9 protein-coding genes are annotated in these 14,362 nt (G+C 65.5%); 6 read left to right on the top strand and 3 right to left on the bottom strand.

Features of this window, described 5'->3' with window-relative positions; translation table 11 throughout:
• Positions 1–8 precede the first annotated feature (8 nt).
• Both J1792_RS35425 and J1792_RS19115 read right to left on the bottom strand, forming a co-directional pair.
• Positions 9–3,977, bottom strand: coding sequence for a golvesin C-terminal-like domain-containing protein (locus tag J1792_RS35425; protein ID WP_207247888.1), 3,969 nt, complete (start codon positions 3,975–3,977; stop codon positions 9–11).
• Between the two features lie 275 nt (positions 3,978–4,252).
• The gene (locus J1792_RS19115) at positions 4,253–4,687 is read right to left on the bottom strand and encodes a hypothetical protein (RefSeq protein ID WP_207247889.1); all 435 of its coding nucleotides are present in this window, start codon (positions 4,685–4,687) and stop codon (positions 4,253–4,255) included.
• A gap of 1,336 nt (positions 4,688–6,023) precedes the next feature.
• On the opposite strand from J1792_RS19115, the gene J1792_RS19120 reads away from it, so the two are divergent.
• On the top strand, positions 6,024–6,845 hold the full coding sequence (locus J1792_RS19120; RefSeq protein ID WP_207247890.1) for a hypothetical protein: 822 nt from the start codon (positions 6,024–6,026) through the stop codon (positions 6,843–6,845).
• A 144-nt stretch (positions 6,846–6,989) separates the two neighbouring features.
• On the opposite strand, the gene J1792_RS19125 is transcribed toward J1792_RS19120, so the two are convergent.
• The gene (locus J1792_RS19125; RefSeq protein ID WP_207247891.1) at positions 6,990–9,275 is read right to left on the bottom strand and encodes a transglycosylase domain-containing protein; all 2,286 of its coding nucleotides are present in this window, start codon (positions 9,273–9,275) and stop codon (positions 6,990–6,992) included.
• 240 nt (positions 9,276–9,515) lie between these two features.
• On the opposite strand from J1792_RS19125, the gene J1792_RS19130 reads away from it, so the two are divergent.
• The 5 genes from J1792_RS19130 (at position 9,516) to J1792_RS19150 (ending at position 14,298) form a co-directional block, all read left to right on the top strand.
• Positions 9,516–10,451, top strand: coding sequence for an SPFH domain-containing protein (locus tag J1792_RS19130; RefSeq protein ID WP_207247892.1), 936 nt, complete (start codon positions 9,516–9,518; stop codon positions 10,449–10,451).
• Entirely contained in the window at positions 10,448–10,711 is a 264-nt protein-coding gene (locus J1792_RS19135) for a type II toxin-antitoxin system antitoxin (RefSeq protein ID WP_086570844.1), read from the top strand. Before J1792_RS19130 ends, J1792_RS19135 begins: the two co-directional genes overlap by 4 nt.
• 73 nt (positions 10,712–10,784) lie before the next feature.
• Positions 10,785–11,309, top strand: coding sequence for a PadR family transcriptional regulator (locus J1792_RS19140; RefSeq protein WP_086570846.1), 525 nt, complete (start codon positions 10,785–10,787; stop codon positions 11,307–11,309).
• Positions 11,306–11,992 (top strand): ABC transporter ATP-binding protein, encoded by a 687-nt coding sequence (locus J1792_RS19145; RefSeq protein WP_086570848.1) that lies wholly within the window; start codon positions 11,306–11,308, stop codon positions 11,990–11,992. Before J1792_RS19140 ends, J1792_RS19145 begins: the two co-directional genes overlap by 4 nt.
• A complete protein-coding gene (locus tag J1792_RS19150) occupies positions 11,989–14,298 on the top strand; it encodes an ABC transporter permease (protein WP_086570850.1) in 2,310 nt (769 codons plus the stop codon). The genes J1792_RS19145 and J1792_RS19150 overlap by 4 nt, the downstream gene beginning before the upstream one ends.
• Positions 14,299–14,362: the final 64 nt, after the last annotated feature.

The following is a 14,362-nucleotide window of genomic DNA, read 5'->3' on the forward strand; positions in this document are numbered from 1 at the left end:
CTTCACCGTTACATGCCGACCTTCCGAAGAGTGTTCTCCAGCGAGTCGGCGTACAGCCGGGCCCCCTGGACCTTCGGGTGAAACGACTGCGCCGAAGCGGGCTGTTCCTTGGTACTTGGATTGTCGCTCGGTGTCTTGTCAGTCACGATGCCGTGAACGCTTTCGGGGTCGCCGCAGATGGCCTTCCCCTTGAAGAACTCCTTGGGGTTGGAGAACACGGAGTTTGCCCCGGCAGCGTTGGCTTCAGCCGTGGCGTCGTTCATCACCGTGAGCATCAGGTCACCCATCTCGTTGATCCAGGGTGCCTCAGCGGAGCCGATACCGGGTACGCATGAACCGGCCTTCTCGAGCAAGATCGGGTAGCCCATGAGCACGACCTTGGCGTTGGGTGCCTGTGCGTGAATCGCCTTCAGCGTCTCAACGATCTTGGATCGCACGGTGGTCTTCATGAACTTTGGTTGCGCATCCTTGAGCGACTCGCTGTCGCCGTCCAGCTTGCCTTCCTGACACACTTCGGGCAGGCCGATCCCACCGAAGATGCACTTCGTGACGATCTTTGAAAACCTCGAGTCATTACCACCGATGGAGATGGTGACGAGTGTGGTGTTCTCGTCGAGGTAGCCCTGGTCCATCTGCGTCAGCTCACCGAAGTGACGTTGGTCCCACGCGACCCTGCCACCCGCACCACCAGGGAGGATGTTGTCGGTAGTGGCACCGGAGCAGGCGATCAGGTGGTAGTCCATGGACGAGTCCCAGGAGTCCGCCCGGTCGCCGATCGAGCTGACGGAGTCGGCGAGCTTCGCCTGTCGGGACCATGTGTAACGTGACCGGTGGCAGCCATTCCGGAGCTTTTCGTTGTCGCCGTAGACGTCGGTCTCCTTGTAGTAGTCGCCGCCGCCCGACTTCGAGGCGCCCTCACCGGAGGAGTACGAGTCACCCATGGCGACCACGAAGTCCTTCGGCTTGGAGGACAGTTTCTGGAAGGCGACCGCATCCCATGCGATGTCCTCGCTGCCGTCGCCGTCCAGCGAGTGATTATCGAGGCTTACCCTGGGCGTTCCAGAGAATTCAAAAACGCCTAGAGAGACCCACTTGTTCTCCTGCGTACGCTGTGGGACAACCCGGAACTTCTTCCCCTTACCAGTGTCGACCACGTACTTCGCCTGACGCGTGTGGGCACCGTTGTCCGGGGTGTGGACCATGACGCGGGCCCAGCCGTTGATCTGCTGACCGAGGGTCCAGGTGCCGGTCACGGTGAGGTCGTGGTTGTTAGTGGCGGTACCTTCGCCACGGGTATGGGCGAAGTAGAAGTGCCCGTTGTACCCGGAGCCCAGCTGGTGGGTGTCCATCTTGGACGGGTACAGGCCGTTGCCGCCCTCGCCTCCGGCGAAGGTGAACTTGAAGGTGCCGTCCGAGGTCGTGTCACCACAGCCAGGCCGGGTCGTCGGCGTGCCCCTCGGGAGGTCGTCGACGACGAGGACACCGGAGGGCAGTCCGTCCTTAGAACAGTTCGGCTTATAGGCCTCGCCGTCGGCCTCTTCCTTGTAGGTGGGGTCGAAGCGCAGAATCTCGTTCCCGCACTGCGACGCGTCGCAGTTCTTCCAGACATTCGCCTCGTTCCACCAGCACTTGAGATCCTGGCGGGTGCACGCGCCGAGGCCGGCCTGGTTGGAGTCGTTCGGCCCGATCTTGCTCTTGTCGCAGCTGTTGGCCGACGTACAGAACAGGCCCTCCGGGGGCTTCACCGTGGTACGGGCAGGATTGTTGGTCCACCATGCCGGACGGAAACCGGAGACCATCTTGCCCGGCGACTCCAGGGCTTCGAGGGGTCGTGCGGCCCAGCCGAGCACCTTCTCTTGGTACGGCCAGTCCTGGGGGTGTGACGCATCCTTATAGCGGTCGTGCCCGTCCTCGTCCTCCAGGAAAGGTGTCCGGTTGGCCTTCCACAGGGGGTTGGCGGGGTTGTTCGTGAAGCCGACGCCCCACATCCCGTCGTTCTTGGACGCTTGGTCCTTCGGGTAGTAGCCCGAGTTGTAGGCCCACAACGCGTAGAACCAGTTTTCCATGTACTGGGGCTTGCCGTTGTTGATGACCATGCCATCACGGCGAGTCTGGTTCCACTTCTCGATAAGGACGTTGATGCCGCTCGCGATATTGGCGGTGTAGTCCAGTGCTGCTGCCTCTTGCTGGGTCGTTGTGAGGGCCTTCTCTCCTGTCTTCTCCTTGCCATGCAGGCGCATGCCGTCGGTGATTTGGGTGATGCCGTAACCGCAGTCGGCCTTTGCCCAGTTAATTCCCCATGCGTCGGATTGATTGCCGTCGGGGTTGTACTCGATGCCGTAGTAGTTCCCGATGAGCGGGTTCGCGGTGACACCGGGCACGGCCATGCGGGCGGCCTGCCACATGTTCGACTCCTGCGCAGTGATACCGAGCATCACCTGCGCGGGAATGCGGCCGCCACCATCGAGCTCGACCCGCGGGAAGAGGGACTGCGGCTGGTAAGCCGACATTCCCGTGTTCTTCCAGTTCGCAGGCCGCGAGATGTGCTTGTCGAGGTTGTTGGTGATGGCCTGGTCCACCGCCCACTCGACCTGGCGTGGCTTCGGCTGCATGGCCTGCTTGCGCGGGTCGTTACGGGGCACCGCGCAGTACCGTTCGTCCTCGACGGGGTCGTTCGGTGAGCCAGCAACGGCCCGGGAACCAGCGGACTTCTTCGCGGTGCCGGCCGCAGCAAGACTCGGCGAGAGGGCGCGGCCCGTGGCAGCGTTCTTCTCGGTGTTACTCGGCGCGACCTTGAACCCGGTGGACTTGCCGGTGGTGAGCGACTTCAGCCCGATCTTGACAGTCCGGGCTGAAAGCGCCTCTTCCGGGCGGACACGGGAGCCTTTGCCTTCAGCCCAGGTGATGTCGGTGACGAGAGCCTCGCCGTGGGTGGTGGCCTGTGCTTCCTTGGGTGTGCCAGTCGGCCGCTTCACCGAACGGGGTAACTTCGTAGCGGCGGTGGTCTCACCCGTTATGAAGACAGTGCCGTGGGCGCTGCGCGAGAGATCCATCTTGGTCAGCATGCCGCTGGCCAAGATGGACGGCTTGGCCTTCTTCGTGTTGCCTTCAGTGATGTTTTGTGCGGTGATCCGCCTGACTTCACCCTTTGGTGAGGCGGTCGCCGCGAGTGAGCGTGACTTGGAGATCGGGCGGTCGAGGTAGACGACGCCGCCGTCACCGTCCGGCTTGAGCTCGAACGGAATCTGGGCTGTCCTGGCGATGGCCGTCCGCTTGCCTGAGTCGTCGATCTTGACGAGACGGGCGTCATCGGCCGCGACGATGTCCTTGCCGACCGGGACGGCTGACGTGACCTGGCCCTTGAGCTCGATGGGCTTGCCGAGAGTGCCCGACGCCGCGTCGACCTTCAGAAGTCGGGTGGCGTTTTTGTTCTCGCCGCCAGCCTGGGTGAATACCGCCATTTCACCCGTACCGCAGCCAGGGCTGAAGTAGGCTAATGACGCTTGCCGGTTCAGCTTCGTCACTTTGCCAGATGCCAGATCGACAACGGCGGTGAACGCGCCGCGGGACATTAACTCAGTCTTGTTGGTAAAGGTTCGTGGCGCATAAGCGACCACCGCATTTTTACCAGATCCAGTGACACAGGCGTTGCCGATCCACATGTCCGTGTCGAATCCAGGCTCTGACAGAGACGCAGCGGTCCGCCAGGAATAGCCGTTCTTTTTATCGGCGACGAGAAGATGGAAACCATCTGCATCGCTGGTGGTTGTCCAAGCGCGATCTGCAGAATCCTCCCAGCCCTTGCCGAGGATGTTTTCGCGCTGAGACGGTTTGATCGTCAGAGTTGCATTGTTCTGGTTATCCGCTATGGAAGCCGGTAACTTCGAGGTCTTGCTGTCAGAGGCCCAGGCGGTGGTATCAATGCCCTGAGTCAGCCCGATGACCATCATAGCTGCAGAGGTGGCCGTTATCGCCACCGGTGCTCTTCGCCGCGATCTCAAAGAATCTCCTTTGTTCCACTGTTGATCCTGCAGTCAAGCGCGTGCTGGAAAGGAGGCAATCTCCCAGGCGGGAATCGTGAGATTGAGAAAACCTGGGAGGATGCGTTCCGGGTAGCTCCAGGGCCACTCAGCTGTATTCTGTGGGGCTCCTGGGTTAGTGCTCAGAAAGTGGGATCACGACCTATTATTATCTGTAAGACCCAGAGGGTGCGCATGAGTAGCATTCACTGCCTCTGCGCTGCCCATGGGGTTCATCGACAGAAGTCGCGACGCGCGTTTATTGCCATTGAGCCGTCTGCGGTCAGCATGACAGCTGTGATCACGGGGCAATCATCCATGCGGACCGGCCCTGCGTATTGCTTAAAAACTCCTTCATCGGTTTGGCAGCGCGGACTGGTGCTGTTATTGCAGATCTGCAGCTTCATGTGTCGCGCTACGTCTGTATTGTTGTCGAAGATTGCGCATATTGTGTCATTAGGCCCGACGCCTCCGTTCGAGAAGGCGAACAAAGTGCCCCATCTGATCGCTCTTTCCGGGAGGCGTTCAGCGTGTATCAGCTTGTAACTAGAGCCGCAAACGGTCGCTGCCGCTTGGGTGGCGGCAGGGTTGGCGGCTGCGATCGCCTTGGTCTTGGCGTTGGCTTCAGCAGCTATGGGCGCACCCGCAATGCTCTGCTTGTCGGCCACGGAAGGGGTAGCGGTTATGCCAACAGCAGCTATCGCCGCGACTGCTGTTATGGCCAATCTTGAAGTGACCACGAGATGCCTCCTGGCTGGGATTTTGAGGTAGACCGCCGGATGGCATCACGTACAACGGCTTGAAGCCAAGACCTTGCCTCAGGAGATGGCTGGTTAATGCATGTTTATTGGCGGATAGCCGTCATGGTCAGACGTCCGCCCTGACGGAGCGGCATGGAGGAAAGGGTAGGTGTGTGAGCGACACCACTAGCGGAGCTCTCCAATCGGCTGCGGCTGGGATGGTAGCGAAACAGCCTCGCTAACGGAACTCTTACCTGCCCCTGGCAACTCCATCGCCGTCCGGCCTAGCTCGCGTTGTCGGAATCCCGGTGCCGTTGCCGTTGTTGCGGACCTGGTGGATGACGTCAGAGGAGTCGAGTTCATTTTCTTGTGGATATTGGCGGCATCATGTTGGCGGCAGTGAGAAACACGCGCTGGGCAGTTTATTTTCGGCCAGGATATCTAGATTACTTGCGCCCCGACTGTGCGACAGTGAAGTATAAAGACCGGGCCTCGCTCACGTGGCTCGCCGCAATTAGCGAACGAAAGGTCACCACCTTGCCAATCATCAGGAGAGCAGGTATGTCGAAATTTGCACCCACGGCAGCGTTTGCCGCACTAGGCGCCGCAGCCCTTCTTTTATCCTTGACGCCAGCCGAAGCATCTGCGGACGGAAGGCCTCTTCCCGGGCCTACGGAGCGGTGTTACCCCGGCCAAGGATGCCTCTATTACGGCAACCAATGGAATGGCGCCGTCGCCCCCATGTACCGGGGAGGATCCAACCATGAGGGTCAGATTTTTGCGCCCGGCACGGGGCGAGGGGCCGGAGAATATCTAAAGAACGCCGCAGCCTCTGCAGACAATCGATCCGAAGGAACAGATTATTGCATCCACGTGAATAGCTACTTCAAGGGCCCGTACGACATACTTCCGGCCTGGAGCAGGATCTTCCTCGGCCCTACCCACAACATAACGCTTCCCACAACTACTACCCAAAGCACGAAAACGGCGATCGCCATTCTGAATTCGCCAAGGGAAAGGTGAGCAGCAACTCGTACACGAGTGTCGCAAATGCCTCGCTCGTCGAGGGTGCGTGGAATAAGTGAACACGAAAACCAAGCACGCAGTACTTCTATGTCTCTCCGTCGCACTGGCATCGGCTACAGTGTCGGGCTGCGCAAACTCAAGTGGCGGTTTTCCGAACTCAAGGAGCCGCTCATTACACGACAGTGAGACGAGTAAAGAACTCGAAACCAAGAGCACCTCGAGCGGTCCCGTGCGCAATGTGGGGGACGTCTCTGCACTCCCACTCCCCATCACATCATACCGGTTGTCGGGAATTGAAATTTCCCAGATCAATACGGCTAAGAATGCGCTCGTTCAAAAATGCATGACCCGCATGGGCTTCAAGGACTTCAGGCCGACAGAAGTCCGAGAGCCCGGTTCCGACGACCTGAAAGAACTAGACGATCTACGTTACGGTTCATACGACGCTGCACAGGTGAAGAAGTACGGCTACAGGCCAGACTTCCTGACGTCTGGGAGGAACAAATTTGCCGCACCGTCAGTAGAACCGAAGCGCACCCCTGAAGAATGGCTAGCTCTGACCGCCACCAGCCAAGAAGTAAGCGATAAACAAAGAACGGCAAAGGCTCAATCTAGGCTTCGAAGCGGCGCGGTGGTCCCTGAGGGGGGATGCCTCGGCGAGTCCCTCACGAAACTAACAGGAGGTGATCCACTTGTCGCCGATCTTGTACAGCAAATCAATGGAGACAGTTACCGAACTTCCCTGAAGGAGCCCCGAGTTAAGGAAGTCTTCTTGAAGTGGTCCTCCTGCATGAGGGTAAAAGGATATAAATACACAGACCCGATGCAGGCAAACGACGACCCCAAATTCCTCACCGGCACAGCGTCCGCTGATGAGATCGCAACGGCCGAGGTCGACGTCTCATGCAAGCGCGAAACAAATCTCATTCCCATTTGGCGCTCAACCGAAATAGCTATTCAGGAGAATATGATCGCCAAAAATCGTGACGCTTTGAACGAGATAAAAAGAAGCAAGGACAATCTGATGCGCAGTGCCGCATCAGCGATCAGCGCAAAGTAGTTGTCTGGGGCGAGCGAATCCAGTTTTAAATCGATGGCAGCTCACGAAGGCAAAATCACTCGTGGGGCGAGAGCGGATTAGCGCCCAAATGCGACCGGCTGCCGCCCCCTCCATGGGGACGGCAGCCGGTCGCGTCGTACGGGACTACTGCGGCGGGATCTGGGTCTCCCGGCCGCCGTTGGGCCGGGTGCCGTCGGTCGAGCCGCCCGTGGGGACCGTGGGACCGGTCGGGATCGGCGGCGTGGGCCTGTTCGTCGGCTTGTTCGTCGGCTTGTTCGACGGCTTGTCCGAGGCGGACCGCGACGGCGTCGAGGACGGCGACTGCGTGCTCTTCGACGGCGTCGACGACGGGCTCGGCGAGGCCGGGGCGGACGGCGTGCCCGAGGCGGTGGGCGCCGGGCCCTGCACCGAGGTGAAGCCGCTGTCGGTCTCGATGTCGAACTTGGTCTCGTCGTCGCCGTCGCCGTAGACGGAGGAGGTGTACGCGGCCCAGATCTGGGCCGGGTACTTGCCGCCGTTGACGCGGCCGCCGCCGCCGGTGCCCTGGATGGTCACCTGCGTGCCGCCCTGGCCCTCACCGAACATGGCCACGGTGGTGACCAGGCCCGGGGTGTAACCGGCGAACCAGGCCGACTTGTTGTCGTCGGACGTACCGGTCTTGCCGGCCACCTGGTAGGCGGGGTTGGAGACGACGCTGGCCGTACCGTCGTCGACGACGCCGGTCATGACCGAGGTCAGGCCGTCGGCGGTGTTGCGCTCGACGACGCGGTCGCCGATGGCGCCCGGGAGCTTGAAGTCCTGGCCGCGCAGCGTCGCCGACTTCACGACGCTCGGGGTGACCTTCTTGCCGTGGTTGTCCAGCGTCGCGTAGACGCCGGCCATCTCCATCGGGCTGGCGCCCATGGAGCCCAGCGCCATGGCCGGGGTCTCGTCGAAGTCGCTCTTCATGCCCAGGTCGACGGCGGTCTTCTTGACCTTGCCCATGCCGACGTCGACGACCATCTGTGCGAAGACCGAGTTGATCGAGTCGTTCATCGCCTTCTGGACCGTCACCGGGCCGTAGCTGTGCTCGTCCTCGTTCGGCGGGGCGTAGGGGATGGTGCTGCCCTGGACCGGACGGCGGGTGGTGCCGTCGTAGATCGTGGAGGAGTTGATCGGCTGCCCGTCCTGGGTCTTGGAGTCGTTCTCCAGCGCCGAGGCAAGGATCAGCGGCTTGAACGTCGACGCGGGCTGGTAGTCCGCGCGGGTGGCGTTGCTGATCTGGTGGGTGGCGAAGTCCGCGCCGCCGTAGAGGGCGACGATCTTGCCGGTCTTCGGGTCCACCGAGACGGCGCCGGCCTGGACGTGCTTGTCGACCTCGCGCGTCTTGGGGTCGAGGTCCTCGAGCAGCTTGTCCTTGACCGCCTTCTCCAGGGCCGCCTGCTTCTTGGAGTCGATGCTCAGCGTGACGGTCCAGCCGCCGGCCGCGAAGATCTGCTCGGCGTCCTTGGCGCTGCGGCCGTCGCCCTCCCGCATCAGGTCGCGAATGATCTCCTTCTTCGCGGCCTCGATGAGGTAGCCGTTCTGGCCCTTCAGACCGGCGGCGGCCTTGGGCTTGCCCGGCTCCTTGAACTGCATGCCCTGGCGCTTGCCGCCGTCGAGCCAGTCCTGCTCGACCATCTTGTCGAGGACGTAGTTCCAGCGCTTCTTGGCGTTGGTCTTGCCGGCCTCGGTGGAGGCGGGGCCGAAGTCGTACTGGCTCGGGGCCTGCAGGAGGGCGGCCAGGTAGGCGCCTTCCTCGAGGCTGAGCTTGTCGACGTCCTTGTTGTAGTACGCCCGCGCCGCGGCCTGGATGCCATAGGCGCCCCGGCCGTAGTAGCTGGTGTTGAGGTAGCCCTCGAGGATCTCGTCCTTGGACTTCTCGTCCTGGACCTTCAGCGAGATGATCAGTTCCTTCACCTTGCGGGTGACGGTCTGACTCTGGTCCAGGTAGTAGTTCTTGACGTACTGCTGGGTGATCGTCGAACCACCCTGCTTGCCACGGCCGATGACCGTGTTGAAGATGCCGCGGGCGGTGCCCTTCAGGTCGACGCCCGGGTCGGTGTAGAAGTTCTTGTTCTCCGCGGCGACGACGGCGCGCCGGACGACCTCCGGCACCTTGGCCAGCGGCACCTCCTCGCGGTTGACCTCGCCGATGCGGGCGATGGTCTTGCCGTCGCTCGACTTGTAGACGTTGCTCTGCAGCTTGGCCGCCGAGTTGCCCTTCGGCACGTCCACGGAGAGGTACAGCGCGTAGAACGCGCCCATCCCCAGGGCGATCACGGCTATGAAGTAGGCCAGCAGCTTCTTCCAGGTGAAGAACCGGCGTATGCCCTTCTTCTTGGGCTTGTTGCCACCCCTTGCGGGGCCACTGCCCTTGTTCTGCGCCTGTCGCGCTTGCGCTCGGCCCATCTCTCCCGTAGCTCCAGTCCGTCCGCCCCCAACCCAGCTCACGAAGCTAACACCGCAACTGCCATCAAACGCCCATCGATCACGGCAATAACGGACGTGACATACAGCACCCCGGTCGGCGGGAACCGGGCGCGGCGTAGTGCGGGGGAAACCGTACAGGGCGATAATGTGCTATCACTTTGATAGACAGCCGAGAACGTGCGGAGGACCACCGCACGCCGAGCGAAACGGGGGGACACCATGTCCACGAACAGCACCGAGCACCCGCCCACCACGCCCGCGCCACGCGTGCGGGAACTGCCCGCCAACGACATCGGCGGCGGCCTCGCCCTGCTGCTGGGCCTGGTGGGCCTGCTCGCCGGCGCGGGCCTGGTGGCGACGGGCGTCGCGACCAGCTCGCACGTCGCGGGCGGCGCGACGGCCGCGCTCGTCGCCGCGGGGATCCTCGTCGGCCTCGCCGCGATCATCGCCATGAGCGGGCTGAACACCATCGCCCCCGGCCAGGCCAAGGTCGTCCAGCTCTTCGGGCGCTACCGCGGCACGATCCGCAACGAGGGCCTGCGCTGGGTGAACCCCTTCACCAGCCGCGAGGACATCTCCACCCGGGTCCGGAACCACGAGACGCCCGTCATGAAGGTCAACGACGCCTACGGCAACCCCATCGAGCTGGCCGCGGTCGTCGTCTGGAAGGTCGAGGACACCGCGCAGGCGATGTTCGCGGTGGAGGACTTCCAGGAGTTCGTCTCCACCCAGACCGAGGCGGCCGTGCGCCACATCGCCATCGAGTACCCCTATGACGCGCACGACGACGACGCGCTCTCGCTGCGCGGCAACGCCGAGGAGATCACCGAGAAGCTCGCCCTCGAGCTCCACGCCCGCGTCGAGACGGCCGGCGTGCGCATCATCGAGTCGCGCTTCACCCACCTGGCCTACGCCCCCGAGATCGCCTCGGCCATGCTCCAGCGCCAGCAGGCCGGAGCGGTGGTCGCCGCGCGCAAACTGATCGTCGAGGGCGCGGTGGGCATGGTCGAGCAGGCCCTGGAGCGCATCAACGAGCAGGGCATCGTCGAGCTGGACGAGGAACGGAAGGCGGCCATGGTGAGCAATCTGATGGTGGTGCTGTGCGGTGACCGGGCCGCTCAGCCCGTGCTGAACACCGGCTCCCTCTACCAGTGACGGACGACGCCCGCCGCGCCGGACGGCCGCAGCAGCGCAAGCAGGTGCTGCTGCGGCTCGACCCGCTGGTCCACGACGCGCTGACCCGCTGGGCGAACGACGAGCTGCGCAGCGCCAACGCGCAGATCGAGTTCCTGCTGCGCAAGGCACTGACCGACGCCGGGCGGATGCCCAGGGAGGCGGCCGCCATGCGCCGCCGGGGCCGGCCGTCGAAGGCGGAGCAGGAGAGGGAAGCGGACGGAGGACCGGGGACCTCATAGATCCGAAGCGGTCCGATCGGCTGTGCACCGCGTCTATACATACTGTGTATACACGCGGTGTACAGTGCTGCCCATGTCAATCGGACACACGCTGCTCGGCCTGCTCGAGGCCGGCCCCCGGCACGGCTACGACCTCAAGCGCGCCTTCGACGAACGCTTCGGCCAGGACCGCCCCCTGCACTACGGGCAGGTCTACTCCACGATGTCCCGACTGCTGAAGAACGGCCTCGTCGAGGTCGAGGGCATCGAGCAGGGCGGCGGCCCCGACCGCAAGCGCTACGCCATCACCGACGCCGGCGTCACGGACGTCGAGCACTGGCTCGCACAGCCCGAGAAGCCCGAGCCCTACCTCCAGTCCACGCTCTACACCAAGATCGTCCTCGCCCTGCTGACCGGCCGCGACGCGGCCCGGCTGCTGGACGCGCAGCGCGCCGAGCACCTGCGGCTGATGCGCGCCCTCACCGAGCGCAAGCGCGCCGGCGACCTCGCCGACCAGCTCATCTGCGACCACGCCCTCTTCCACCTCGAGGCCGACCTGCGGTGGCTGGAGCTGACCGCCGCCCGCCTGGGGCAGCTGGCGAAGTCGGTGGGAGCGTGACCCCCGCCGGCTCCCTCCTCGCGGGCACCGGCCTGCGCAAGGCCTACGGGCCGACCACCGCCCTCGACGGCGCCGAGTTCTCCGTCCACCCCGGCGAGATCGTGGCCCTCATGGGCCCCTCCGGCTCCGGCAAGTCGACGCTGCTGCACTGCCTGGCCGGCATCGTGCGCCCCGACGCGGGCTTCGTCGGCTACGACGGGCAGGACCTGACCGGCATGTCCGACGCCGAGCGCAGCGCGCTGCGTCGCACCGACTTCGGCTTCGTGTTCCAGTTCGGGCAGCTCGTGCCGGAGCTGACCTGCGTGGAGAACGTAGCGCTGCCGCTGCGGCTGTCCGGCGTCCGCCGCCGGGCGGCCGAGGACCGCGCCCTCGAGTGGCTGGAGCGGCTGAAGGTGGAGGACGTACGCACCCGGCGCCCCGGGGAGATCTCCGGCGGCCAGCAGCAGCGCGTCGCGGTCGCCCGCGCGCTGGTGACCCGCCCCCGGGTGATCTTCGCCGACGAGCCGACGGGCGCGCTGGACTCGCTCAACGGCGAGCTGGTGATGGATCTGCTGTCGGACGCCGCGCGCAAGGCCCACGCGGCCGTCGTCCTGGTCACCCACGACGTGCGCGTCGCCGCCTACTCCGACCGCGAGGTCGTGGTGCGCGACGGGCGGGCGACCGACATGGCGGGCGCGATATGACCGGCCCGCGCGTCTGGGCGCGCGATCTGGCCATGGGCGCCCGCTTCGCCGTCACCGGCGGCCGCGAGGGCTGGCTGCGCACGGCGCTGACAGCGGTGGGCGTCGGCATCGGGGTGGCGTTATTGCTGGTCATGACGTCGGTGCCGGAGGCGCTCGAGGCCCGCGAGAAGCGCGCCTCGGCGCGCGAGCCCCTCAGCGCCGGCACACCCATGGCGGCCGGCCCCACGACGCTGCTGTTCCAGCCGGCCGACACCGTGTACCGCGGCCGGGACATCGGGGGCGCCCTGCTGCGGCCCGAAGGCCCGCGGGCCCCGAAGCCGCCCGGCGTGGCGGAGCTTCCCGGCCCCGGCGAGATGGTGGTCTCCCCCGCCCTGGCCCGCCTCCTGCGCTCCGCCGACGCCGAGCTGCTGAAGGAGCGGCTCCCGTACCGCATCACCGGAACCATCGGCGACCAGGGGCTCGTCGGCCCCGACGAACTGGCCTACTACGCGGGCAGCGACCGCCTCGTCGTGCGCGGGCCGGGGACGTCCCCGCCGTACGGTGCGGCGCGGATCGACGCCTTCGACAGGCCGGCGTGGCCCCACCCGATGCGGCCCGAACTGAAGGTGCTCGTCGGCATGGCCTGCGCCGTGCTGCTGATGCCGGTCGCCGTCCTGATCGGCACGGCCGTGCGCTTCGGCGGCGAGCGGCGCGACCGCAGGCTCGCCGCGCTCCGGCTGGTGGGCGCGGACAGCCGCATGACGCGGCGGGTCGCGGCCGGTGAGGCCCTGAGCGGGTCGCTGCTGGGACTGGTCGTGGGAGCCGGATTCTTCCTCGTGGCGCGGCGGTTCGCCCCTTCGGTGAGCTTCTACAGCGTCGGCGTGTTCCCCTCCGACGTGGTGCCGTGCGTCTTGGCCGCCGTGAGCATCGCGGTCGCGGTGCCGGTCGGGGCCGTCCTCGTGTCGTGGTTCGCGCTGCGCGGTGTGGCCATCGAGCCGCTCGGCGTGGTCCGTGAAACGGCCCGTGGACCGCGCAGGTTGTGGTGGCGGATCCTGCTTCCCGTGGTGGGGCTGGCGCTGCTGATCCCGCCGGACGGCAAGGCGCCCGGTCTGTACGGGGGTTGGATCACCGGCTACCAGGCCGCGGCGGGCGCGGTGCTGCTGATGGCCGGCGTCGCGGCCCTGCTGCCCTGGCTGGTGGGCGCGTTCGTCGCGCGTCTGCGCGGCGGCCCGCCGTCCTGGCAACTGGCCGTCCGCCGCCTGCAGTTGGACAGCGGCCCGGCGTCCCGGGCGGTCAGCGGGATCCTCGTCGCCGTGGCGGGGGCGATCTCCCTCCAGATGCTGCTGGCCGGAACCTGGCTCTTCCTTCCGGTCTTCAAGGACGACGGCCATGGACCGGTGGTGACCGCCGGCCGGTACCTCCCCTCCGGAGGCGACGCCCGGGACCTCACCGAGACGTTCCGGGCGACCAAGGGCGTACGGCAGGCCGTCGGCCACATCACGTTCGAGGCTTCCCGGAACAACAGCGGCGGCGTCGTGTCGGTCGCCGTCGCCGACTGCGCCACCCTGCGCGAGCTCGCCGAGCTGGACTCCTGCACGGACGGCGACGTCTTCACCGGCCCGTACGCCCGGCCCGGCATGGAGCTGTCCCTGCCGAGCCGGGGCCGGGAGAAGCGGCGGTGGACCGTTCCGGCCTCGGCGGTCACGGGCACGCGACCGCGCGAGGACTCCCTCGGCCGGGGCGGCGTCAGCGGCGTGCTGGCCACCCCCGGCGCCCTCGACACCCGGGGCCTGCCGGACGTCTCGGCCGTCGTGCGGATGCGCCTCGACCCGTCCTCCCCCTGGGCGCTCGAGTACGTCCGCAACACCGCGGCACGGGTCGATCCCGCCATCGACGTCTTCGACACGGGCTTCAGGCCCAAGGAGGAGGACACCGACTACTGGGTCCTGCTCCGCTCCCTGCCGGCCGGCGCGGCACTGACCCTCGCCCTGATCGCCGTGAGCCTGATGCTGGCCACCCACGAGCAGCTGCGGGAGCGCAAGCGCGCGCTGGCCACGCTGTCCGCCTTCGGCACCCGCACCTCCACGGTGGCGCTGTCGGTGATCTGGCAGACGGCGATCCCGGTGGTCCTGGGCATGGCGCTCGCCGTGGCGAGCGGCGTGGCCCTGGGGTGGACGATGCTCACGCTGGTGTCGCGGCCGGTGAAGGACTGGTTCGCCTTCCTGCCCGTCGTGGGCTGGGGCCTGGGCGTCATCGCCCTGATCACGGCGGCCGCGCTGCCGACGCTGTGGCGGCTGACCCGTCCGGACGGACTGCGGGCGGATTAGCCGTACAGCGGTGAGCCGTACGCAGGTAAGGGGCGCCCTCCATTGCGGGGCGCCCCTTACCGGC

Origin of the sequence: Streptomyces triculaminicus (genome assembly GCF_017349075.1) — a bacterium.
GTDB classification, from domain to species: domain Bacteria; phylum Actinomycetota; class Actinomycetes; order Streptomycetales; family Streptomycetaceae; genus Streptomyces; species Streptomyces triculaminicus.

Coding starts and splice junctions, on each gene's coding strand:
- J1792_RS19140 (WP_086570846.1), top strand. CDS start 10,785: ATGTCAATCGGACACACGCTGCTCGGCCTGCTCGAGGCCGGCCCCCGG.
- J1792_RS19150 (WP_086570850.1), top strand. CDS start 11,989: ATGACCGGCCCGCGCGTCTGGGCGCGCGATCTGGCCATGGGCGCCCGC.
- J1792_RS19125 (WP_207247891.1), bottom strand. CDS start 9,275: ATGGGCCGAGCGCAAGCGCGACAGGCGCAGAACAAGGGCAGTGGCCCC.
- J1792_RS19130 (WP_207247892.1), top strand. CDS start 9,516: ATGTCCACGAACAGCACCGAGCACCCGCCCACCACGCCCGCGCCACGC.